The 23,283-nt window shown below is 53.2% G+C and carries 17 protein-coding genes and 1 tRNA gene; 8 read left to right on the top strand and 10 right to left on the bottom strand.

Translation table 11 applies throughout. The features are described from left to right. Window positions 1-16 precede the first annotated feature (16 nt). The 4 genes from ggt (ACJJIE_RS22090) to ACJJIE_RS22075 form a co-directional block, all read right to left on the bottom strand. A complete protein-coding gene (ggt, locus tag ACJJIE_RS22090; protein ID WP_444893001.1) occupies window positions 17-1,768 on the bottom strand; it encodes a gamma-glutamyltransferase in 1,752 nt (583 codons plus the stop codon). 26 nt (window positions 1,769-1,794) lie between these two features. Further along, window positions 1,795-3,117, bottom strand: coding sequence for a type III PLP-dependent enzyme domain-containing protein (locus tag ACJJIE_RS22085; RefSeq protein ID WP_444893000.1), 1,323 nt, complete (start codon window positions 3,115-3,117; stop codon window positions 1,795-1,797). Between the two features lie 97 nt (window positions 3,118-3,214). Continuing rightward, entirely contained in the window at window positions 3,215-4,966 is a 1,752-nt protein-coding gene (gene ggt, locus ACJJIE_RS22080; protein ID WP_444892999.1) for a gamma-glutamyltransferase, read from the bottom strand. Window positions 4,967-5,130: 164 nt separating this feature from the next. After that, complete coding sequence (locus ACJJIE_RS22075) at window positions 5,131-8,076, bottom strand: TonB-dependent receptor domain-containing protein (protein WP_444892998.1); 2,946 nt, start codon at window positions 8,074-8,076, stop codon at window positions 5,131-5,133. Between the two features lie 164 nt (window positions 8,077-8,240). Here ACJJIE_RS22075 and ACJJIE_RS22070 point away from each other — a divergent pair, with 164 nt between their 5' ends. Further along, window positions 8,241-9,134, top strand: a complete 894-nt coding sequence (locus tag ACJJIE_RS22070) for a LysR family transcriptional regulator (protein WP_282933930.1) — start codon at window positions 8,241-8,243, stop codon at window positions 9,132-9,134. Window positions 9,135-9,199: 65 nt separating this feature from the next. Here ACJJIE_RS22070 and ACJJIE_RS22065 read toward each other — a convergent pair whose 3' ends face one another. Then, on the bottom strand, window positions 9,200-9,688 hold the full coding sequence (locus ACJJIE_RS22065) for a hypothetical protein (protein ID WP_282933931.1): 489 nt from the start codon (window positions 9,686-9,688) through the stop codon (window positions 9,200-9,202). 24 nt (window positions 9,689-9,712) lie between these two features. After that, window positions 9,713-10,975 (bottom strand): sodium/glutamate symporter, encoded by a 1,263-nt coding sequence (gene gltS, locus ACJJIE_RS22060; RefSeq protein WP_444892997.1) that lies wholly within the window; start codon window positions 10,973-10,975, stop codon window positions 9,713-9,715. 121 nt (window positions 10,976-11,096) lie between these two features. On the opposite strand from gltS, the gene ACJJIE_RS22055 reads away from it, so the two are divergent. From ACJJIE_RS22055 to ACJJIE_RS22045, 3 genes are all read left to right on the top strand, one after another. Beyond that, window positions 11,097-11,810 carry an alpha/beta fold hydrolase gene (locus ACJJIE_RS22055; protein WP_282933933.1) on the top strand — a complete coding sequence of 238 codons (714 nt, stop codon included), beginning with the start codon at window positions 11,097-11,099 and terminating at the stop codon, window positions 11,808-11,810. A 180-nt stretch (window positions 11,811-11,990) separates the two neighbouring features. Further along, window positions 11,991-13,421 (top strand): MATE family efflux transporter, encoded by a 1,431-nt coding sequence (locus tag ACJJIE_RS22050; RefSeq protein WP_444892996.1) that lies wholly within the window; start codon window positions 11,991-11,993, stop codon window positions 13,419-13,421. Window positions 13,422-13,542: 121 nt separating this feature from the next. Beyond that, window positions 13,543-15,009, top strand: coding sequence for a succinylglutamate desuccinylase/aspartoacylase family protein (locus ACJJIE_RS22045; protein ID WP_444892995.1), 1,467 nt, complete (start codon window positions 13,543-13,545; stop codon window positions 15,007-15,009). An 11-nt stretch (window positions 15,010-15,020) separates the two neighbouring features. Here ACJJIE_RS22045 and ACJJIE_RS22040 read toward each other — a convergent pair whose 3' ends face one another. The 4 genes from ACJJIE_RS22040 to hemA are packed head-to-tail and all read right to left on the bottom strand — an operon-like array spanning window position 15,021 to window position 19,196. Beyond that, a complete protein-coding gene (locus ACJJIE_RS22040; RefSeq protein ID WP_444892994.1) occupies window positions 15,021-15,920 on the bottom strand; it encodes a cation diffusion facilitator family transporter in 900 nt (299 codons plus the stop codon). Between the two features lie 42 nt (window positions 15,921-15,962). Beyond that, complete coding sequence (prmC, locus tag ACJJIE_RS22035; RefSeq protein ID WP_444892993.1) at window positions 15,963-16,790, bottom strand: peptide chain release factor N(5)-glutamine methyltransferase; 828 nt, start codon at window positions 16,788-16,790, stop codon at window positions 15,963-15,965. A gap of 49 nt (window positions 16,791-16,839) precedes the next feature. Beyond that, window positions 16,840-17,922: a peptide chain release factor 1 gene (prfA, locus tag ACJJIE_RS22030; RefSeq protein WP_444892992.1), complete on the bottom strand. Its 1,083-nt coding sequence runs from the start codon at window positions 17,920-17,922 to the stop codon at window positions 16,840-16,842. After that, window positions 17,919-19,196 (bottom strand): glutamyl-tRNA reductase, encoded by a 1,278-nt coding sequence (gene hemA, locus ACJJIE_RS22025; protein ID WP_282933939.1) that lies wholly within the window; start codon window positions 19,194-19,196, stop codon window positions 17,919-17,921. The genes prfA and hemA overlap by 4 nt, the downstream gene beginning before the upstream one ends. A gap of 237 nt (window positions 19,197-19,433) precedes the next feature. Here hemA and ACJJIE_RS22020 point away from each other — a divergent pair, with 237 nt between their 5' ends. From ACJJIE_RS22020 to ACJJIE_RS22005, 4 genes are all read left to right on the top strand, one after another. Beyond that, the gene (locus tag ACJJIE_RS22020; RefSeq protein ID WP_444892991.1) at window positions 19,434-21,251 is read left to right on the top strand and encodes a tetratricopeptide repeat protein; all 1,818 of its coding nucleotides are present in this window, start codon (window positions 19,434-19,436) and stop codon (window positions 21,249-21,251) included. After that, window positions 21,235-21,882 carry a lipoprotein insertase outer membrane protein LolB gene (gene lolB / locus ACJJIE_RS22015; RefSeq protein WP_444892990.1) on the top strand — a complete coding sequence of 216 codons (648 nt, stop codon included), beginning with the start codon at window positions 21,235-21,237 and terminating at the stop codon, window positions 21,880-21,882. Before ACJJIE_RS22020 ends, lolB begins: the two co-directional genes overlap by 17 nt. Before the next feature lie 86 nt (window positions 21,883-21,968). Then, window positions 21,969-22,874: a 4-(cytidine 5'-diphospho)-2-C-methyl-D-erythritol kinase gene (gene ispE / locus ACJJIE_RS22010; RefSeq protein WP_444892989.1), complete on the top strand. Its 906-nt coding sequence runs from the start codon at window positions 21,969-21,971 to the stop codon at window positions 22,872-22,874. An 11-nt stretch (window positions 22,875-22,885) separates the two neighbouring features. Next, window positions 22,886-22,960: transfer RNA gene (locus ACJJIE_RS22005), tRNA-Gln, on the top strand. Window positions 22,961-23,283: the final 323 nt, after the last annotated feature.

Below are 23,283 nucleotides of genomic sequence, written 5' to 3'. Positions count from 1 at the left end.
ATTTGGCGCGCTGCGCTTACTGCACAGCGACTGTTCCAGCATCGGGACGGCGGGGGTCAGAGGCACCATAAAACAATCCCTCCTTCCACATAATGGACTGCACACTGCCCATGGTCCGACCCTGTTTCACCTTCTGCCCTTTTTGCAGCAACAGTTTGATCGTATCCGGACTAAAGCCAGGCTCCAGTTCCAATTGGTCCGGCAGCCATTGATGGTGAATTCTGGGCGCGTGGACCGCATCGGCAATATTCATTTGGTGGTCCATAACATTGACCAACACCTGCAACACCGTAGTGATAATACGGCTGCCTCCCGGGCTGCCAGTTACCACATAGGGTTTGCCCTCGCGAAATATCATGGTCGGTGTCATTGAGCTCAATGGGCGCTTGCGCGCGGCAATGGCATTGGCCTCCCCTCCCACCAGGCCAAAGGCGTTGGGCACACCAGGCTTCGCGGAAAAATCGTCCATCTCATTATTCATCAAAATACCGGTACCTGGGATCACGATTCCCGAACCGTAGGAAAAATTAAGGGTATAGGTATTAGACACCGCGTTACCCTGCGCATCCATAACAGAAAAATGGGTGGTGTCAGGGCTTTCATAGGGCGCGGGGTTGCCCGCATGGATTTTTGCTGAGGGGGTCGCACTCGCCAGTGAAATCCCCTCGGCCAATTCCCGCGCGTAGGCTTTACTGGTGATACCGGCAATCGGTACGGCAAAGTGATCAGGATCGCCGAGGTGTTCACTGCGATCCGCATAAGCGCGCTTCATCGCCTCCGCCAGCAGGTGGGTCGCATCGGCACTGCCCGCCCCCATTTTACCGATCGGAAACTGCTCCAGAATGTTGAGCATCTGAATAATATGAACACCGCCGGAGCTGGTTGGCGGCATCGATACCACTTGATAGCCACGGTAATCGGTAGCGACCGGCTCGCGCTCTTGCACCCGGTAGTTGGCCAGGTCATCGCGGGTAATCAGGCCACCCCCCTCTTGCATCGCCGTAACAATTTTATCGGCGATTGCGCCCTGGTAAAAAGCCTCCGGGCCGTCTTGCGCCAGCTGTTTTAAGCTCCAGGCCAAATCCTTTTGCACCAATACTTCGCCGGGCTCATAGGGAACACCACCGCGCTTGTAGTAGGCTTTTGCTGTGGCCGTATTGGCAGTGAGCCAGGCCTGACGACTTTTCAGGTTCTCCGCCAAATCATAGGAGACCACAAGACCTTTTTCTGCCAGTTCTATCGAGGGAGCCACAACTTCTTGCCAACTCATGGTCCCATACTTTTCCAGAGCATGGGCCAGTCCCGCCACAGTGCCAGGCACCCCTGATGAGAGGTGGCTGAAGCGGGCTTTTCTGGTATCCACATTTCCCTCAGAATCCAGATACATATCCCGGTGAGCTGCTGCCGGTGCCATCTCGCGATAATCGAGCGCCACCACCTTATTCTCTTTAGCGAGGTAGACCAGCATAAATCCACCACCGCCAAGGTTCCCGGCCCTGGGTAAAGTTACTGCCAAGGCAATCCCTGTGGCCACTGCCGCATCCACCGCGTTGCCGCCCCGACGAAGAATATCTGCACCAATTTCACTGGCCAACTCGCGTTGGCTTGACACCATTCCACCAGTACCGATTACCGGGTGATGAATACTGTCATAGCGGATTATCGCTGCACTTTCATCCACATGACTTGCCGCCTCACCCGTCACAGACACGATCAGCAGTGTTGTCAGCAGAAATGATGATATCAATTGTTTGCTTTTCTCAACCATCAACATAATTCTTCTCGCTCTTATTTTTAACCCACTACCTGCATCATCTCGCCAAGCGTTTGCGGAGCCCGATATTGTTCAAATTGCACTGCACCTGCAGCGCTAATCCGATAACCGTAAACCGCCGGTGCCGGTAGGGAGTTATAATAAAATGGGTTGGAAAAATAATATGCACCAGTATCGTGGAGCATTACATAATCGCCACTATCAAGTTTTGGTATTACCCTCCGGTTGGCGATGACATCCCCCGAGAAACAGCAGGGGCCAGCAATATCCTGCTCAATAAAGTTTTGCGTCTTACAGACACCGCTACTATCGAAAGAGGATAGGCGCAGAGGCCAAGCCTCCGGCATAAAAATAGTGCGCGCGGCAATTTGGGCACCGGCGTGAGTGGTGACGATATGCCTTCCGCCACTGTTTTTAGCGTATTCCACTCGAGATAAAATACAGCCATTTTTTGCCATCACCGCACGGCCAAATTCAGTTTTCACCTTAAACTCGCCGGTGAATAATTCGGGAACTTCCTCTTTCAGGAAGTCGGCGTACTGCAGGTAGGTGGGTGTCACTTTATCACTGTAAAAATTTACCCGTAGCCCCCCGCCAATATCAATTGAACGAATACGCTGCTCTCCGGCACGCTTGTTGATCTCCTTTGCCAACGCCACTACTTTGGCGATTCCCTCTGCCATTAAATAAAAGGGGCAGCCCTGGGAGCCAACATGGGTATGGATTGTATTGAGCCAGGGGTAGTTTAAATAGTCATTAATAATACGCTCGCGATTGCCGCGATCATCTAGAGCCACACCAAACTTGGAGTGTAGCCCTGCGGTACTCATCGCCTTAATCTGACCACTGCCCACTTGGGGATTAATTCTATACCCCAGCTCGCCGCGAGCATGGTCATCGCCGAGAATCTCTTGCACCCGCGACATTTCATCAAAATTATCGATATGTAAAGTAGCACCCAGCGATAAAACCCGGCGAATCAATCCAAAGGTTTTTGCCGGCTCATCAAACACAATCTGATCGGCAGAAAAACCGGCATTCAGGGCCTGCTGCAATTCACCGGGACTTGCCGTTTCGGCACTCATGCCAAGTTTTTTCAGCAGTTTTAATACCGCCGACATGCCGTTGGCTTTGACTGCAAAATGATGCGTAAAATGTTTTGGGAAAGCCTGATGTAAAGATTGTACCGTGTTCTCCACCCCGGCAATATCCACAAAACCGACCAATGGCTCCTCCTCACTCAGAAGCCCCTGCTGAATTGCTGCTTTTGTCAGCAGTTCATTATCGAGGTTTACGGCAACACCATCAGTTGCATATTCATCAATAAATTCATAATCATTCATTGCAATTCGCTCCCCCGAATTAACGCTTTATAAAAAAGCAAAAATTATTATTCACTTTATATATTCCCAGGGATCTACCCCAACAAACTGCATTTATTTAATCCAGCCCAACGGTTTTGGCATTGGGCCGGCGAGGATCTGAGGCCCCGAAATAATAGCCATCGCGTACCATAATCGATTGGCTACTGCCCATAGTTCGCGTCTCCTCAACGGTATGCCCTTTAGCTCTTAACAGCGCCATACTGTCGCGATTAAAACCCGGTTCAACCTCGAGAACATCCGGTAGCCACTGGTGATGAATTCGCCGCTCATTGGTGGCCTCAGCAACATTCATTCCATGATCAATGACATTGCTAATTACCTGTGTCACCACATTGATAATGCGGCTGCCGCCAGGGCTGCCCACCAGCAAAAAAGGTTTGCCTTCTTTCAGCACGATCGTAGGTGACTGCGAACTGACCGGGCGCTTACCCGGTTCCAACCGATTCGCCTTACTTGCAGAAAAACCTGTCGCCCCTTCAATATCCGCTTGAACAGAAAAGGTATACACTTGGTTATTCATCAATATCCCCGTACCCTCAACCATATGGCCAGTGCCAAAAGAATTAGCCAGGGTGTAGGTATTGGATACTGCATTACCATCAGCATCGATCACCGAAAAGTGTGTGGTCGAGGGGCTTTCCTCTGGCAACCTGTGTCCGCCGAGTTGCTCCGACGGCGTTGCTCGGTCGAGTTTGATCGTTGCAGCAAGCTGGCCCGCACGCTTTTTATCGATCAACCATTGCTGTGGAACCGGGTAAAAATCTGGGTCGGCCAAGTGCTGACCGCGATCGGCAAAGCTGCGCTTCATCGCCTCGGTCATTACGTGAAAAGTCTGTGCGGATCGCCCCCATTGCTCCAGGGGGAACTGCTCGAGAATATTCAATGTTTCAATAATCGCCACACCACCGGAACTGGGCGGCGGCATAGAGACAACCTGATAGCCACGGTAATCACCCACCACCGGGGTTCTGTACTTCGCGGCATAACCGGCTAAATCTTCACGGTCAATATGGCCACCTTGCCGCTGCATGGCCGTAACAATTTTGTCAGCAATGGCCCCCTGGTAAAAAGCCTTTGGGCCGTGTTTGGCAATTTGCTTTAACGACCAAGCCAGATCAGCCTGAAGCAGCATTTCTCCAGCTCGATAGCTGCTGCCATCCGCCTTAAAATACGCTTTCGCAGTAGCGGCATCTTGTCGCAGCCACTCACTTTTTGCCTGCAACAGCTGAGCCAGGTCGTAATTGACTGCAAAGCCCTTGGCTGCCAGCGTTATCGCCGGCTGTAACAACTGCGACCAACTGAGCTTACCACTACCGTGATCCCGCCATGCCCGGTGTAACCCGGCCACAGTGCCAGGGACACCTATAGCGTGCCAGCTGCGGCTAGTCTCTCTATTTTTGCTGCCATCCCTGTGAAGAAAATCTGCGGCCGAAGCTCCACTTGGGGCTGTCTCGCGATAGTCGATTGCAACCGTTTTTTTACCGTCGGCGAGGTGAACCAGCATAAAGCCACCGCCACCCAAATTACCTGCTCGCGGCAGTGTCACCGCTAGCGCGAACCCGATTGCAACCGCCGCGTCTACTGCATTGCCACCGGCATCCAGAATCTGCACACCGACATCGCTCGCCAGTGCATTTTGTGTGGCCACCATCGCACTGCGACCCACCACTGGGTGAAAGACATCCTCATAGCGAACAATCCCATCCCGGCCCATATTGTAAGGACCACTGGCGGCAAAGCTGAGAGGAGACAACACGGCGAGCAGCGTCGATATCAAGCTGACAGCTGTGTGCTTACGAATGGTCAAAACTACAACCTCTTCTTATGTTGTCATCGTCACTGATTGTATTTAAAGCGTCGAAGGCTCTATCGGGTACGCCTAAGAAGTCGCGGTAATAGTACCGACTCAGACAGAGCTTCGAGAAAAAAGGGGGGGAGTTACCCCCCGTTAATATCCATCAACAAAGCGCGTTAAAAGTTCTTTGCCACATCGAGGTAGACATAGCGGCCGCGATTGGAATAAAGGCTGCCGAAATACCCCATTTGTTCATCGGCAATATCTGGCTCTTCGTCAAAGATATTATTCATACCCAAACGAACCCTTAAGCCATCCCTCATTCCACCGACAAAGCGATAGTCCACATTAGCATTAACCGTTGTATAGCTATCGACAGGCAGTGCGGTATCCGGTGCAGCAGTATCGCTGTCAGCCAGGGTACTGGTATCCGTCACAGCACTGGTGTACTGGGCAAAAACACCTGCTCCCCACTGATCCTGACGCCAATTCATTGACAGCGTGGAGCGCCAGCGGGGACGACCATCCTCACCGATCAGGCTGCCGGCATTGGTGGCCACTTCTCCAGCATCAATCAGGATTTGCATTTCCTCACTGGGGTCCTGATCAAATTTGATGAGATAAGCGCCATTCCACTTCAGGTCAAAGTTGCCGATGTCAGTATCGAAGGAATACATCGCGCTAAAGTCCATACCACTGATTTCGCGCGGGTCCAAATTGAGATATTCATCCAGGAATAAAATAGGCTCCCCCACTGAACCATCAGTGGTTTCTGCGCGAATGACATTGGGGTTGTATGAACCCTGCTCACGCAACACCGCATCCAGAGCCAAACCATTGCTCGCACCGAGAATGCCTACCACACCCTCTTGTCTAATATCCCAGTAATCAGCGGTAAAGGTGAAACCATCAAATGGAGTTAGAACAAAACCGTAAGTATGACTCCAGTTTTCCTCTGGCTGCAGATCGGCATTACCCAGGCGCTGCTCTTCCAAGCCCACCGATTCCCCGGTCACCGGATCGGTACGGGTATTCACTACGGATATAGCCCCCTGGTGCAATTGCATCAGGTTGGGTGCACGGAAGCCTTCGGAGTAGGCGCCGCGAATTTGAAACCAATCATTGACGTACCACGAGAGGGCTAACTTGGGCTTGGTCACACTGCCCACATCTGAGAAGTTTTCGTGGCGTAACGCTAACTGCATATCCAGGCTGTCTACCAGGGGAAGGTCGCGCAAGAGCGGCACCAACATTTCCGCATACAGGGACATCACCCGGCGCGAGCCATCGGCATCCGGCGATGCACTACTGCCCATAATGTCACTGACATTCACCAACTCACCGGTCACCTCATCGGTAAACTGGATAGTGCCATCGGAACGGTCATCGCGATTCTCATCAAAGCTCTCTTCGCGCCATTCAATACCTGCAGCCAGGCCCACATCCCCAGCCTGCAGGCTGAACAGGTTGGCATTAGAGACTTTGAAATCTGCCAGGGCCAGAGAGGTTTGACTCTGTCTTTTCACATTGATACGGAATGTATCCAGTACCGCCTCAGAGTTTGGCGTGGGATCGGTGAGACTGGTTGGGTCATCCACATCCAGACCGCTGAAGAGGTTGTAGGCATCTTCGGTGTCGAGCATTAGCGACTGTTGAAACAGGCTGTGACTGACCCGGTTATCGGTGCTGTCTATGGTCTCGGCCTCACTGTAAACCAAGCCAGTATCCCAATCCCAATCACCCCAGTTACCGCGCAAGCCACTCACAAACCGATAGCTGGTGTCCACCACATTAATCTTGCGCAGCCCAACGTCGTAGGGGGTGAAGGTTGTCAGAGTAAAGCCGAGCCCCTCATCCGGTACATTCTCATCACCGGCAGGTACAATTCGATTGGGATTGAGAGTGCCATCATCAAAATATACGGGGCCAAAGGGGTTCCAGTAGTAATCCGCCGGCACTTCAAAACGACTATTCGAGAGCAGACCGGCCGCTTCACGCACCCGATCAACTTCCGCTCGGTAATAGCCCAGCTCAGTATAAAATTCCGAGCCGTTTTCCAGTTCGTGGGTCAAGAAACTAAATAAATTGATCCGTTCAGAATCTGGTGACAGCATCCGCACAGAGTTTCGGTTGCCGCGCAGTGCGCGATCTCCACTGCCATCATCCAGACAAATATCAGAATCACTCAGGGAATAGGAACAATCACTCGCACCAACACTCGAGCCATCGTCCTGCACCAAATCGGTTGGACGAACATGCAGCAGACCCAGATCATCAAAATCAAAGGCACCCCAACCGTGGATGCTCGAGCGGTTATCAAGGCTGGTATCCCCCTCAAACAGAGAGTCGCCGGTAAAAAAGCCGCGAAGATCGGAATTGGCTGAATAATCGCGCTCGCTCGCATAGAAACCATTTTTGCTATAGTAGGTTCCGGTCAAATTCAGCTTGGTAGCACCGTCATTAAATTCAAAACCGTTAGCGCCATTAACTGTGAATTCATCGAGTTCAGTACCCACTGAAGAACCGTAGCGCATATTGAGCATAGCGCCGTCATAGTCCTTCTTCATCACATAATTGACCACCCCGGCAACTGCATCCGCCCCGTAAAGTGCGGCGGCGCCATCGCGCAATACCTCTACCCGCTCCAGGCCATTGACTGGCAGGGTATTGGAGTTCACGGTCACCACAGGAATATAGTTTTCGGTCTGCGTGCCGGGGTGCAATACCATACGGCGGCCGTTTAGCAGCACCAGGGTATTGCCGGTTCCAATACTGCGCAGATTAATGGAATTTACATCCCCACGCGCCGCATTTACCCCGGTTGTCACCGATTCGTTAAAACCAACTTGACCCATCTGCGGGATAGAGCGCAACAACTCATCCCCGGAAGCCGCACCCATGAGTGCAATATCCTCTTCGCCAATAACCGATACCGGCAGAGTGCCTTCAACATCGGCTCCTTTGATTTGGCTACCGACGACAGCGACCTCCTCAAGTGCACTAGACTCAGTATTTTCCTCGGCTGCTGCCACCACTAACGGTGCCATTACCAGAAGTGAGCAACTGGATACTAGGTTTTGCCTGAAAAATGAACTGAGCTTAGATCGTTTTAAAAATGCCATTTCAATCCCCTCTTATTTTTTAGCTGTTGTGGGAAAGTGTTTTACTCGGCCCTTAACCCGAAATGTAATTATGCTGAAAATATCTTTATCATCTATTGACTTTAATTAAGGCACATATAACCTGTGTCTATCACCCAAAGCTTTTATAATAATATGGGTCTGAAATGCGTCTACGTCATATTGAAGTCTTCCATGCTGTATACAACACAGGCTCCATTTCCGATGCAGCCAAATTACTGAACGTATCTCAGCCATCGGTCAGTAAAGTATTGAGCCATGCAGAAATGCAGCTTGGATTCAAATTATTCTTACGGGTGAAGGGAAAACTGGTCTCAACTTCCGAAGCCCACTCGCTAATTGAAGAAGTCCGCAAGATTTACCAGCAAATCAGTGCTATCAAGAAGACAGCAGAAAATTTAAAAGAGCACACTCACGGTCATATTCGTGTAGTTTGTATGCCTGCACTGGGCCTGAATCTCCTGCCTGATGCGATTAAGCACTACCACAAAAAATTTCCTAATGTGACCTTCGATGTTAAAACAAAGCACTACGATCAAGCGATAGAATCACTTTACGAATACGAAAATGACTTAGCCTTGGTATTTACTGACCGCGACCACCCCAGTATTGAAGCCATAGAAATTGGCACCGGGCAACTGGTGCATATTGCTCCGGCAGACCCGGCCAGCAGCGAGCGAGAGCAAATTAAACTAAGCGATATCGATAAAGAGGGCTTTATCTCAATTTCCAATACCGGGCCCCTGGGCGACCTACTGAGCCAACGTTTTTCTGCAGAAAACATTATGCCCAAGACCTCCATTCAGGCACAGACTTATTACCTGGCCAAAAATCTGGTTGCGCGGGGACTCGGTTATTCCATTTTTGATGAGTTTACTGCTGCAGCAGATAATCGTGGCGAGGTGGTCTGCACACCTTTTAACCCACCGATTGAATTTAAACTGAAGTGCTTCCATCATGCCAACCAGCCGCTTTCCAAAACTGCAGCAGACTTTGTTGAAGACATCAAAAAGGCTTTTAGCGCTCTGCGGGCCAGCTAACCCTGCAGCCAAAAAATTACGATAGCTCCACGGTAATATCATCGCGAAAGGCTATCACCAAGACGTCAATCGGCTGTCTGCTCTATGCTAGAACTCAGTGCTACCTTCAGACCATCCACCGAATCGACAGGAACAGCAGACCACCCTTTGCCACCCTGCCGATAGAGCGCGAAACCGTGCACCGAAATACTATCTCCAGGCAGGTTGCCATTGGCCTCCAACCCCTCGACTCCCCTCTCCGCTGCGTTCAACAGGTGATGCAGAGGGCTGCGCCCCTGGCCATCCCACGCCGCAAAACGCCACTCACGGCGCAATTGCAACTCCGCATGATAATAAAACACCCATTGATCGCTCTCGCCATCAGAATTTCCCATCCATGGCTGGGAGCCGTAACGCTTAAAGCGCTGCACCTCCCACAACCCATCGCCAAAGGTGCTATCGAGCTGCGCCTGCAGGTTACCCTGCAACTCCGATATCGCAGGCCCTCTCGAGCAGCCAGGCAGTACCATCGGCAACAACAGGGTAAACACCAGTGCGACACAACGTTTTTTCAAAAAGCAAATCACTCGCAGCCCCCTCTAAAATATCCACGACAAGCCCATAAAGAGCTGAATAACCAGGGCGTTAGTAATATCGATAAAAAATGCCCCTACCAACGGCACAACCAAAAAGGCTTGTGGCGATGGCCCGTGACGCGACACCAGAGCTTCCATATTGGCAACAGCCGTGGGAGTTGCCCCCATCGCAAAACCACAGTGCCCCCCGGCGATAATGGCCGCATCATAGGTTTTTCCCATGACCCGAAACGTCACAAAGTAACAGAACATCATCACCGCAATAGCCTGAACACCAATAATCAGCAACATAGGCCCGGCCAGACTGAACAACTCCCACACCCGCAAAGACATCATCGCCATCGCAAGAAAAATTGACAGCGACATAGTGCCCCACAGATCAACACAGGCTGTGCTGACCCGATAGCGGCCTGTAAAATCCAACAAATTGGTAACGAACACTGCCAGTAGCAACGGTATTAGAAAAGCTGGGATAACCAGCCCGGCCTCCACTAGCAAGCCGTGCAGGCCACCTCCAGCCAACATGCACCCAACAAGCAAAAACAGGGTCTCCATCATCCGTCGTGGAGTGACCGTATCTTTGTCGTCAACGTCGTAGGTCACCATATTATCGCTATGGTCTTTGCCTGCCGTGGGCTTGAGGTTGTGCTTGCGAATAAGACGCTCAGTGACCGGCCCACCAATTAATCCACCTAACACCAGACCGAAAGTTGCTGTTGCCATGGCGATTTCCAGCACCCCCTGCAGGTTATAGATATTGCTGAATAAATCTGCATAGGTAGCTCCATTGCCGTGGCCGCCCGATAGGGTGACCGACCCCATCACCAAGCCAAACAGCGGGTGCATATCCGCCGACTTGGCCATCAGCACCCCGATTAGGTTCTGCACTATCAGCATCACAGTGGCCACGCCGAGAAACAGCACGACTTTAGGTCCACCCTTAATCAACAATTTAACACTGGCCGCCAAACCGACTGTGGTAAAGAACATCACCATTAGCAGGTTTTTCATGCTCATATCAAATGAGAAAGAAACATCAAACAGTGTGTAACCGAGCGCCGCTAACAGTGAAAATATCAGCCCTCCCACTACCGGTTCGGGAATACTATTGCGGTTCAAAAATGGAATAACGTGCGACAGGTAGTAGCCGACGATCAGGATTAGCATTGCAATTAGCAGGGTGCCGAGAAGAGATACCTCAATGACCATATTTTCATTATCTTTCTTATACGACCGAAGAAGCCAAAATGGCAACGATGACGCCATCTTACACGACCCCGGTACCCAGCAACCTTTCTAATTTCATCCCTCCCATAGCACCAGGTTATGCCCTCCCCAGAGGTGCACATCTATGCTTGCAGAACTCAAGTAATTAGAGAGTAATCCGGTGGGAAAAACTTACGTGCTGGTCCACGGGCTATTTCATGGAGGCTGGTGTTGGAGCAGGGTCGCCCACCTTTTGCAGGAGAATGGGCACCGAGTATTCACCCCCACCCACAGTGGCCTGGGAGAGCGCAAACACCTACTCTCTCCCTCTGTTGGTCTGGACACTTTTATCCAGGACCTTATCAATACAATCCTTTGGGAGGAGTTGCAGCAAGTGACCCTTGTGGGCCACAGTTTTGGAGGGATGGCCGCAACCGGTGCCGCCGACGCTCTGCCCGAGCGGGTGCACCGCTTGATCTACCTGGATGGCGCTGTTCCAGAGCCCGGGCGCCCATTCAGCAGCCAACTCCCCAGCGGTATTGAAGAGCAGCGGCTCAAGCAGGCACAGGATATCGACGGTACTCTCTGTATTATGCCTCCACCACCAGAAGCCTTGGGGATAACCCAGCCAGATGATATCAACTGGCTAAAACGCCGTATGACCCCGCACCCCATCAAAACGTTACTGGATCCCATCCACTTAAAACGCTCTCCTGAGCAGGGCCCGCCGTGTACTTTCATTCACTGTACCCAACCCGAATACCCACCAGCCGTCTACAGTAGCCACAAGGCTAAGCAGATATCCGGGTGGACATATCGGGAAGCGGAAATAAACCACGACTGCATCATCAATAAGCCCGAAATTGTGGCCAAACTACTTGAGGAAAGTCCGTAATCGGCACTGGGCGCAGGCACCGTTTGTGCCGTAGAATGTCTGACCTTTTTGCGGTGTTGTCCCGCCTGCTCCCAAGCAGACTGAAAGCCTTTCCGAACTTTGACCCTCCGACCGTTTTCAGCTGCCTGCGTGCATTGCGAAGGTTAAGGTCTGTTAACACTCCCCCGCAGGATTAATTTTTTGTCAAAATTAGCCCAAACCCCAGAACCCTCTATCGAAAACAGTAACAAGAGCTCAGGTTTTTCATTGTTCAAGCTTTACCGAAATGCCACTAAAACCGAATTGTCGCACCTAACCACCTTGGGAGGCCCTCTGGTGGTCAGTAACCTGGCCGTGGTAAGCATGGGAGTTGTTGATACTCTGGTAGCAGGACGCGCCGGGGAAGTGAGTCTTGCCGGCCTAGCGTTGGGAGCCAGTATTTGGGCTGTTTGCGCAGTGACACTAATCGGCCTGCTCGCTGCTATCTCCCCGGTTGTTGCACACTTGCGCGGTGGCCGCGATGAATCTGGCTGCGCCAGGCAACTGCACCAGGCGCTGTGGATCGCACTGATCGGTGGCATTCTGGTGTTTTCCGCCCTGCTTGCAGTTCCTATCTGGAGTCACTGGATAGACACGGAAGAGCCTGTTCGCAAAGTGATGGAGGGCTATGTACTGGCCCTGACTGTCGGCACCCTGCCTTTTGCACTCGGCACGGCGTTGCGCGGTTACTGTGAGGGTATGGGACAAGTGCGCCCGGTAATGCGCATCTATATCACTGCCGCAATTTTAAATATTCCCCTGGATATTCTTTTGGTGTTTGGTGCTGGCCCCTTACCGGCAATGGGAGGAGCGGGATGCGGATGGGCTACCGCAGCGGTCAGCTGCCTGATCGCATTGGCACTCTTCTGGCACGCAAATACCGACCCGGTTTATCACAAGCTTAAACTTAGGCTACTGCCACCTCGCCCCCACTGGCCAACCCTGCGCCACTTGCTCGCAGTTGGCCTGCCAATTTGTGTAGGTGCGGCCAGTGAAGTTACTTTTTTTGCCAGCCTTACCATTTTGCTTGCCCCCTATGGCGCAGCCATTGTCGCCGCCCATCAGATCAGCATGAATGTGGGATCGATTTTTTACTTGGTCGCACTGGCACTGGCCCAGGCCCTGAGTATCCGCACCGCCCAACTACTCGGTCAGGGACGGCCAAAGCGCGCGCGCTTCTGTGGCAAAGTGGGCATCAGTAGCGGCCTAATCTACGCACTGGGCACCGGTGTACTTTTGATTACCCTGCGTACCCTGTTTGTTCAGGCATACACCAGCAATGAAGAAATTATCGCGGTGGCCACCAACCTGCTATTGCTGTGTGCCGCATTCCAGCTGGTGGATGTCACCCAGGCAATGACCTGGGGCGCATTGCGCGGATATAAGGATACCAGTGCGCCCATGTTTATACAGCTATTTTCCTACTGGCTGGTGGGGCTTTCTACCGCCTACTGGCTGGGAGAGAGCTTCTGGGGGGTATACGGTTATTGGACCGGTGTCTGTATCGGCTTGGGAACAGCTTCAATCCTGCTGGGAATTCGCTTTTGGCGAACCAGCCGCAGAGCCATCGAGCGAACCTACGGATACGCGTAATTCCGCGCGTGTCACATTCCTCGGGAACGTATTGACTATACTGGCGCTCCAAAGTCCCAATCTGTGCCGGACACAAGGCTCTCCGGCACACCCAGATATACGAAGTTGACCGGAGTGCCGAATGATCCCGCGCCAATCCTCCCGAAGGACCCGACACCTGCTAAGCCTGGCTTTACTGCTTTCATCCACCCAGGCCCTGAGCGCCGACGACAGCACAGGCGAAGAGACAGAAGCGGTCCCCCAGGCTGCCAATATGCAGCTGGACCAACCGGTGATCACAGAGCTGGGGCCACCCACCAACGTTGCCCCTACTGAAGATCAATCCCAGTCGACAGATGCTGGTTCTGAAGAAGTTTCCCTGCCCCAAGCGGAAAATCTGGAGCTGGACCAACCTATCCAGGAACTGGATAAACCGACATCTCCCACCGAGACTGCTCCCACTGCCGATAAAGAAACTGAAACAGTTAAACCTCAACCCGAATTACCGGAGCCCGGCACCATCTCCCTGGTTCCGGGAGAGACTGCCAAGCCGCTGCGATTGTTAGGCTCAGAGGTTCCCCCTGCGACCTCCACGCGCCTGGCCTGGTCTCCCAGCCAACACTTCGAAGGCGTCTATAGCCCCACCGCTGTATTGGTGGTTAACGGCGCCAAGCCAGGGCCGGTTCTCTGCCTTACTGCGGCGGTGCACGGTGATGAGTTGAACGGTGTGGAAACTGTGCGGCGGGTTATGTACGACCTGGATGCAGACCATTTAAGCGGTGCGGTAATTGGCGTACCCATCGTCAATCTGCAAGGCTTCCATCGAGGCTCCCGCTACCTGACTGATCGACGCGACCTGAACCGGCACTTCCCCGGCGATCCCAATGGCTCTTCGGCTTCGCGAATTGCCAATTCATTTTTCCACGAAGTGATCAGCCACTGTAACGCCGTGGTGGACTTGCATACGGGTTCTTTTTATCGCACCAACTTGCCACAGTTGCGCGGCGACTTAACCAATCCCAAGGTAGTGAAAATGACCCAGGGTTTTGGCTCCACTGTGGTACTGCACAGCGCCGGAGCCAAGGGTACCCTGCGCCGCGCCGCTGTGGAGGCTGGTATCCCCACCGTCACTCTGGAAGCCGGAGCACCCATGGTGCTGGATGAGCTATCGGTAAGTCACAGTGTGAAAGGTATACGCACTCTGCTCAACCAGCTGGGTATGGTGAGTAAATTCCGCCTCTGGGGCGACCCCGAACCGGTTTACTACACCTCCACCTGGCAGCGGACATCGACCGGTGGGGTTATCTTTAGTGAGGTCCAGCTCGGCGAGTTTGTACGTAAAGGCGACTTACTGGGAACGGTAACCAACCCGATTACTAATGTACGCACAGAAATTCGCTCTGAGCACAACGGCCGCATTCTTGGCATGGCATTAAACCAGGTCGTGCAACCGGGGTTTGCCGCCTACCATATCGGCATCCAGGCTCCCCAGGAACAAATCAGCCAGCCCCAGGAAGTAGTAGCGGAAGAGTCAGTCGCTGACAAATCAGAGAGCAAAGTACCGGCCACTCCAGAAAACCGCCAACCGCCGACAGAAGGTGAGGAGTAAATCCCCACCTGTTAATCACTGACTTTATCGATCACCGTCACTTCGGGCATTGCCAAAGGTTCCGGTTGAAGGGTGATATGATCGATATCGAAGCGCTTGACCAGGGTTTCCCGCAAGCGCTCCAGTACGCTGGGCCAAGCCTGCAAGTCATCCACCACAATATGGGCCGACAGTGAAATAGTGCTGGAATCCAAGCGCCAAATATGGAGATCGTGCACAGAGCGTACCCCGGTTACCGCCGCCAGTGTCTCGCCCACAACCGGAAGGCTCAATTCCCTGGGTACCCGCTCCATCAATACATCGATCGCATCCCTGAGCAGTCGCACGCAGGAAACCAGGATTAACAGGCAAATAAGCAATGAAAGCAGGGGGTCGATGGGTACCCAGCCGGTAAAATAAATCACAGCTCCGGAAGCCAGTGCTGCGACAGAGCCCAGCATATCGCCCATCACATGCAAAAGCGCACCGCGAATATTGAGCGTGCGCTCGCCTTTTAATAAAACCCAGGCCGCCAGAATATTAATCAGCAACCCCATGGCTGCAATCAACATCACCGTACTGCCATGCACCGGCTGGGGATTGCGCAACCTATCAATGGCCATAAAAGAAATACCGACCACGATCAGAAGCATAATCAGGCCGTTGGTTACCGCAGCTAAGACCTCCGCTCGCCCCCAGCCAAACGACAATTCCCGATCAGCGGGTTTTTTCGCCAGTACTGCGGCAATAGCCCCCAGTGCCAAGGCAAAAGTATCGGTAAGCATATGGGCAGCATCGCCGAGCAATGCCAGGGAGCCAGATAGCCAACCACCTATGGCTTCAACTATGGAAAAACTGAGAGTGAGAACCAGTGCAATAATTAATGGGCGCAAAGCCCCATTGCCGGTTCGGTGGTGGACATGATCATGCATAGGCTCCCTCCTCAAATCCCTGTGGCAGCTCCGCAGGTATCACTATTTTTGCCCTAAGGTAATTCGCTCCCAACCGGAATAATCCCTGCGACTTGAAACTTTATTCAATCCCGCCGCAGAAAAAATATCCCGCACGCTCTCGGCTTGCTGCCAACCGTGCTCCACCATTAGCCAGCCATCGTTTTCCAGGTAATCACTAGCGGTTGTGGCGATATGCTCAATATCTGCCAAACCCTGTCGCTCTGCCACCAACGCAGTGCGGGGCTCAAAGCGCACATCGCCCTGCACCAAGTGCGGGTCAGATGCATCGATATAGGGAGGGTTGCTAACGATCAGGGAAAACGGCTGTGGCTCTAAACTGGAAAACCAATCGCTCTGGATAACTTGCACATTTTGCAACTTGAGGGAGCGCCGGTTTTCCTCTGCCAGTGCTACCGCAGCGGGTGATTTCTCCGCTGCAATAATTTCCCATCCCGGTCGCTCCGACGCCAGAGCCAGTGCAATAGCACCAGTGCCAGTGCCCAGGTCCAATGCTCGCAACCTGCCCTGGGGGAAAAGCTCCAGCGCGGTCTCCACCAACAATTCAGTGTCCGGGCGGGGGATCAGGGTGGAGGAATCCACCTTTAGCGATAGGGACCAAAATTCGCGCTCACCGATAAGGTGTGCCACTGGCTCTCCCGCTTGCCGGCGCTGGAGCAACTGCTCATAGCGCACTTGTTCAGCTTCATTCAATTCGTATTCCGGCCAGGTATAGAGCCAGGTGCGCTCGCGCCCCAACACACTGCCGAGCAGAAGCTCTGCATCCAGGCGCGCGCTGTCGCTATCGGTTAATTGGGCGCAGCGTGCGATATTTTCCTTGACGCTGGTCATGGAGAAAAACCTATAAAACGCCGCTCGAGGCGGCGTAAAAAATCTGGATTTATTGGGCCAGGGCCGCCAACTGGTCGGCCTGGTATTCCGTACGCAATGGCCCGATCACCTCCCCCAGAGCCCCCTGCATAATCTCATCGAGTTTGTAGAGGGTGAGGCCGATACGGTGATCGGTAACCCGACCTTGGGGATAGTTGTAGGTACGGATTCGCTCAGAGCGATCACCGCTGCCCACCAGGCTGCGGCGGGCATCGGAAATTTCCTGGGCCGCCGCCGTTTCCTGCGCAGTATTGAGCTTCGCTTGCAACAGTGCCATCGCCTTGGCTTTGTTTTTGTGCTGGGAGCGTTCGTCCTGACACTCCACCACAATCCCCGTGGGAATATGAGTTAAGCGCACAGCGGAATCGGTTTTGTTAACGTGCTGACCACCGGCACCGGATGCACGGTAAGTATCCACACGCAAATCCGCTTTATTAATTTCAATCGCATCGCGCTCATCCGGCTCCGGCATCACCGCGACCGTACAAGCCGAAGTGTGGATACGACCCTGGGATTCTGTTTCAGGAACCCTTTGCACCCGGTGCGCACCGGACTCAAATTTTAATTTTGCGTAGACATCTTCACCGGCGACGCGAGTGATAATTTCCTTGTAACCACCGTGCTCACCGAGATTTTCGCTGACAATTTCTATGCGCCATCCCTGCTTCTCCGCATAGCGAGAGTACATGCGGAACAGATCGCCGGAGAAAATAGCCGCTTCATCACCACCGGTTCCTGCGCGAATTTCCAGGAAAACATTTTTTCTGTCGTTAGGATCGCGCGGCAACAGCAAAGTCTGTAACTCTCGCTCCAGCGGCTCCACTTGACCTTCAGCCTCGCGCAGCTCTTCCTGAGCCATTTCGCGCATTTCCGGATCATCTTCCCCCATCATCTCCCGAGCCGCGACCATATCTTCCTGCAACTGTTTGTAAGCGCCGTAGCATTTCACCACTTCTTCCAGCTCAGAATACTCGCGGGAAAGATCGCGGAATTGATCCTGATCAGCAATTACGTCGGCGTCGCCCAACAGCGCAGATACTTCCTCGTGGCGCTCAAGCAGGGTTTCCAGTTTATTCAGTAACGATTCTTTCATTGATGCTTTTTCTCTAAATCGATATCGGTGAGATCATCCAACCCAACGACCTCGCGAGCGATACGCAAACGCTCAATATCACCCTCCGCCGTGGCTTTTTTCAGACTGACGGTGGGTGCATGAATTAATTTATTAGTGAGAGAGCGAGCGAGCTGCTCCATCAGTCGACGAGGATCCTCGCCTTTTTCCAACTGCAAAAGTACCCTTTCAAGTTCGGAAGTGCTCACTTCCTGGGCTCGCTGCCGGTAGCTCCGAATACTATCCACAGCCTCCAAAGAGCGGCTCTCTTTGGTAAATTCAGCCGCAGCAGCATTTACGATTTCCTGAGCGGCCTCCGCCGCTTTCTCACGGGAGCGCTTGCCCTCATCAATAACCCCGCGCAGATCGTCCACTGTATACAGATAAACATCATCCAGCTCGCCAACTTCCGATTCGATATCACGGGGTACCGCAATATCCACCATAAACATGGGGCTGTGCCGACGCTTGCGCAGCGCCGATTCGACCGCTCCCTTACCCAGGATCGGCAGCTGGCTCGCGGTGGAACTGATAACGATATCCGCACGCGCCAGATGCTCTGGGATATCCGCAAGCAGGATTGCCTCGGCACCAAAGCTCTCTGCGAGCAACTGGGCCCGGCTCAATGTGCGGTTGGCAACAATGACCTGCTTGATTCCCTGATCGAGCAAATGGCGGGCAACCAGCTCCACAGTCTCTCCCGCACCGATCAACAGGGCAGTCTGCTTTTTCAGGTCGGTGAAGATACGCGAAGCCAGAGAAACAGCAGCGTAGGCAACAGAAACCGGGTTTTCACCGATTGCAGTTTCGGTGCGAACCTTCTTGGCGACGGTAAACACCCGCTGGAAAACCCGGTGTAGTTCACTGCCCACACTGCCGGATTCCCGCGCCACCGCATAGGCGGACTTGATCTGGCCGAGGATCTGCGGCTCACCCAACACCAGGGAATCGAGACCACAGGCAACGCGCATCATATGGCGTACCGCTTCTTCATCGCTGTACACATAGGCACAGCCCTTGAGCTGCTCCAGGGGCACCTGGTGGTATTCAGACAGCCATTGCAACAGGGCTTCTGACTCCACATTTCCGTATATTTCGGTGCGATTGCAGGTAGACAGGATGGCCAGCTCGCGGCACCCCAGTGCTTTTCGCGCATCTCCCAGTGCGCCGGGCATCACCTCGGGGGCAAAGGCCACCCGCTCGCGCACTTCGACCGACGCGCTATCGTGGTTGATACCCAGGGTAAGAATTGGCATAGACTTCCGTTAGCATTAAATCTTAAAAGGCGGAAACCGCACTGGGAGCGCATTTTCATAGGCAGCCGCCTCCCTTGCAAGCGTATGAGGCAGTAAAATTGCCCGCCGATTTGGCAAGAGCCCCTGCCCACTACCGTTCCAAACCCGATTCACGACTAGAATTATATGGCGATAATCGTTTAAAACACGCCAGTAACACCCCGCTTTCAGCGACAACGTAACGTATGGACACGATCTATGCTCCCACCTCGCGCACATCAGCTTCCAGCCCGAATTTCCAGCCACCTGCTCAAGCTTGCCGCTTTCCTTGTAGCATCCGTAATACTTGTTTCTTGCACCCAGCACCAGACGCCGGCCACCCCCTCTACAGAAATCGCGAGCACAACACTGGAGCCGAGCAACCTTAAGGGTAAGGAAACCACTGAGTCAGAAGAGCCGGAAGCTAAAACCTTCCCAATTGATACCTTCTACACCCTTCTGGTGGCCGAAGTCGCCGGTATCCGCGAACAGTACGATGTCGCACTGGCCAATTACTACCACCAGGCGGAGGTCACCAAAGACCCCGGGGTCGCCGCCCGCGCTACACGCATTGCCCGCTTTTTAAATGCCCGCCAGGCCGCCTTGGATTCGGCCCGGCTATGGGTAGAGCTTGAGCCACAAAACGCCGATGCACAGCTGGCCCTCACAGCCGAGCTGACTTTGTCCGGCGACTTGCACACAGCCCTGATTCACGCCAGTAAAACCCTGGAACTCGGCGGCAACCCGCCCATGCAATCTCTCGCGGCAACCGCAATCGGGCACGAGCAACTCACGGAACAAGCCAAGCGGGAGTTTGCCCGGCTGGCAAAAGTCTACCCCCTCGATGACGAGGTCGTGCTCGCCTACGCCATGGTACTGCGCACCGAAAGAGAATTTGCCCGCGCCCTGTCCCTGGTGCGCCGCGTCCAAGAGCACCATCCAGACCAACTGGATGCACCACTGCTGGAAAGTCATCTATTGGTTGATCAGGGCAAGCGCAAGGAAGCCATTTCCCTTCTCGAGCGACTCGTCGGCATCCATCCTTCCGAGAGCCGCCTGCGCCTTCAGTACGCCCGCCTGTTAATTCGGGAGGACCTGGCCCTGGCACGCAAGCAGTTTGCCGAACTGGTTAAGCAGCGCCCTGAAGATGGCAATCTGATTTTGTCGTTGGCCCTAATTCAGTACGAGACCGAGCAAACTGACGAAGCCAAAGTCCTCTTTACCCAACTACTTGAATTACAGCAGCACGAATCCGCTGCTTATTTTTACCTGGGCAGCATCGCAGAAAAATCTGGAGATTTTTCCCATGCAATTAAATATTTCCGCGAAGTGGGGCCCGGTAGTGATTACGTAGAAGCCATTACTCGCGGTACGGAATTACTGGCGAGCCTCGGACAGTACAACACTAACCGGGAGTGGTTTGCTGAACTGAGAAAAAAACACCCCACTCAGGAAGAACATTTTTACCTGATGGAGGTCGAATTACTTCGCAAAAGTGGTGAAGCCAGTATGGCTTTACAGCGAGTAGACGAGGCATTACAAACCAACAGCACCAGCGGTCGCTTGATGTACACCCGCGCGCTGTTGCATGACCAACTCGGCAACGCACAACAATTCGAAAAGGACTTGAGAAACCTGCTGGAAAGAAATCCCGATAACGCCACAGTTCTCAACGCACTCGGCTATAAACTGATTGAAGATAAATCCCGGCACGCAGAAGCCTACCAGTTGATCAGCCGCGCTTTGGAACTCGAGCCTGAGGACCCGGCAATAATCGACAGCATGGGGTGGATAGAGTACCGTCTCGGCAATCACGAAGCTGCGGAAAAGTATCTGCGGCAGGCGATGGAAAAGTTGCCCGACCACGAAATTGCCGCACACCTCGGTGAAGTACTCTGGGTTCAGGGAAACAGAGAAGCCGCCATGAATATGTGGAGAAAAGGCCTTCTGCTGAATCCCCACAGCAAAATTATTCCGGCTGCCATGAAGCGCCTACAAATCAAAGAGTCACTGGAACAACATGCATCAGATAGCTGACAAGACAACCGCGCGAAGATTCTATCTGTTATTGCTGGCATGTCTGGCAATAATGATTTCCGCCTGTGCCGGACAAAAAACCAAACAGGAACCGGAGCCAGGTTCCCCCACTGAAAATCAAAATTCGGCACCGCAAACAGTAGCTGAATTTACCCAGTGGAATCTCAAGGGCAAGCTGGGTGTTCGCTCCCCCAAAGAAAACGGCAGCGCTAACCTGGCCTGGCTTCAGGGCGGTGCAGAGAATTTTCGCCTGCATCTCAGCGGTCCGCTCGGAGCGGGCACTACCGTCATCACCGGCTCAGCCGGTGGAGTCAGTTTGGTGCGCGGTAGCGAGCCGCCAATTTATGCGCGCAACCCGGCACAGCTAACCCAGGAAGCACTGGGCTGGCCCCTGCCCGCCCGGGAGATGTTCTACTGGGTGCGCGGTCTTCCCGCGCCCGGCGCCAAAAGTGGTGAGCAGCGCAACGCCCAGGGCCAGCTGCAAAGCCTGCAACAATCCGGCTGGGCTTTGAGTTTTAGTGAATATCGCAGCGAAGGTCCTTTTATGCTGCCAACCCGGATCAAAGCACAAACCAACAGTCCCACTGGCCCGGTATCCGTCACCCTGGTGATTAAAGACTGGGGGTTGTAGAGAGTTTCACATAACTCTGCCAATGCCCAAATCGCAGCATGCAGGTATTATGGCGATCCTGTAATTGATTGACTCCTTTTTGCCTCATGCTGCTAACCCTGCCCGCCCCAGCAAAACTCAACCTGATTCTGCGCATTCTCGGCCGTCGCCCGGATGGCTATCACGAGTTACAAACCCTGTTCCAACTTCTCGATTTCGGCGACTTATTGGAATTCAGTGAGCGCAGCGATGGCATTGTCAGTGTCGATGCCGGCCAGCTGGATGTAGCTGAAGAGGACAACCTGGTTTATCGCGCAGCCCAATTACTGCGCAAACAAGCTGAGCCGGACCGACAAAATTCTCTCGGCGCCTCTATTCGGTTGATAAAGAAGTTACCTCACGGCGGCGGCATCGGTGGAGGCAGTAGCGATGCCGCCACCACTTTGCTCGGGCTCAACCACTTATGGCAGTGCAATTTATCGATCGATAAACTGGCAGAGCTGGGACGACAATTAGGCGCCGATGTTCCAGTTTTTGTGCGCGGACGCACCGCTTGGGCGGAAGGGGTTGGTGAAAAATTAACCCCAACAACCACCGAGCAACGCCACTACCTGGTTGTCTCAACTGGTTGCGAAGTGAGCACTGCAAAAATTTTTCGCGATTCACGTTTGACAAGAGATTCAGTCGCAATTACATTAGCGGCCCTTCGCGAGGAGCAGGTCAACGAAATGCGACTCGGCAGCGAAAAACTGGAAACATTTTCCGGTAATGACTGCCAGCCATTAGTTGAGAAGCTCTACCCTGAAATACGCGATGCCAGAGAATGGCTCGAGCAATTTGCTCCAGCACAACTCACCGGCACCGGGGGCTGCGTTTTTGCGGCATTCCCTACGGCAGAGGCGGCCACTGAGGCACACGCCATACTGCCTGAAGCGTGGCAGGGTTTTACAGCAGCGGGTGTATTGGTTTCACCGACACATCAAGCGCTAGCGAAAATCTCCTCAGATTTTTGAGGAAACATTACTGGGGCGTAGCCAAGCGGTAAGGCAGCGGGTTTTGATCCCGTCATGCGAAGGTTCGAATCCTTCCGCCCCAGCCACTTTCTTTATATGCAATGGCACAGTCAAAAACCGGTTCCGACATGATTCAGTCTACGCTGATCCAGCCGGCCCAGGCCATTCGCACAGGGCTTTACAGAGCCACCCCCCAATTTTTAAAGAATCCTGAAGGCAGGCTTGAATGCAAGCGCCCGATGGTTGTGCGAGCACGCACCCAGAGCAACCCGTTGAGCAAGGAAAAAAACTGTGGCCAAAACCCTGTTTTTATCCGCGCAACAGTGCGCCGCTCAACGCAAAAGTGTTGCAGCAAAAACCCTGACTGCTAGCAAATATGCAGGCATCTACACTTCAATTCACTTCAAGA

The sequence above is a fragment of the Microbulbifer maximicatervae (SeqCode) genome (assembly GCF_052467325.1).
This window is presented reverse-complemented; position numbering and strand designations above follow the sequence as displayed.

Bases quoted from the DNA above. Each gene is read 5' to 3' on its own strand.
- ggt (WP_444893001.1), bottom strand. From the start codon at position 1,768: ATGGTTGAGAAAAGCAAACAATTGATATCATCATTTCTGCTGACAACA.
- ACJJIE_RS22085 (WP_444893000.1), bottom strand. From the start codon at position 3,117: ATGAATGATTATGAATTTATTGATGAATATGCAACTGATGGTGTTGCC.
- ACJJIE_RS22075 (WP_444892998.1), bottom strand. From the start codon at position 8,076: ATGGCATTTTTAAAACGATCTAAGCTCAGTTCATTTTTCAGGCAAAAC.
- ACJJIE_RS22070 (WP_282933930.1), top strand. From the start codon at position 8,241: ATGCGTCTACGTCATATTGAAGTCTTCCATGCTGTATACAACACAGGC.
- gltS (WP_444892997.1), bottom strand. From the start codon at position 10,975: ATGGCGTCATCGTTGCCATTTTGGCTTCTTCGGTCGTATAAGAAAGAT.
- ACJJIE_RS22045 (WP_444892995.1), top strand. From the start codon at position 13,543: ATGATCCCGCGCCAATCCTCCCGAAGGACCCGACACCTGCTAAGCCTG.
- ACJJIE_RS22040 (WP_444892994.1), bottom strand. From the start codon at position 15,920: ATGCATGATCATGTCCACCACCGAACCGGCAATGGGGCTTTGCGCCCA.
- prmC (WP_444892993.1), bottom strand. From the start codon at position 16,790: ATGACCAGCGTCAAGGAAAATATCGCACGCTGCGCCCAATTAACCGAT.
- prfA (WP_444892992.1), bottom strand. From the start codon at position 17,922: ATGAAAGAATCGTTACTGAATAAACTGGAAACCCTGCTTGAGCGCCAC.
- hemA (WP_282933939.1), bottom strand. From the start codon at position 19,196: ATGCCAATTCTTACCCTGGGTATCAACCACGATAGCGCGTCGGTCGAA.
- ACJJIE_RS22020 (WP_444892991.1), top strand. From the start codon at position 19,434: ATGCTCCCACCTCGCGCACATCAGCTTCCAGCCCGAATTTCCAGCCAC.
- lolB (WP_444892990.1), top strand. From the start codon at position 21,235: ATGCATCAGATAGCTGACAAGACAACCGCGCGAAGATTCTATCTGTTA.
- ispE (WP_444892989.1), top strand. From the start codon at position 21,969: ATGCTGCTAACCCTGCCCGCCCCAGCAAAACTCAACCTGATTCTGCGC.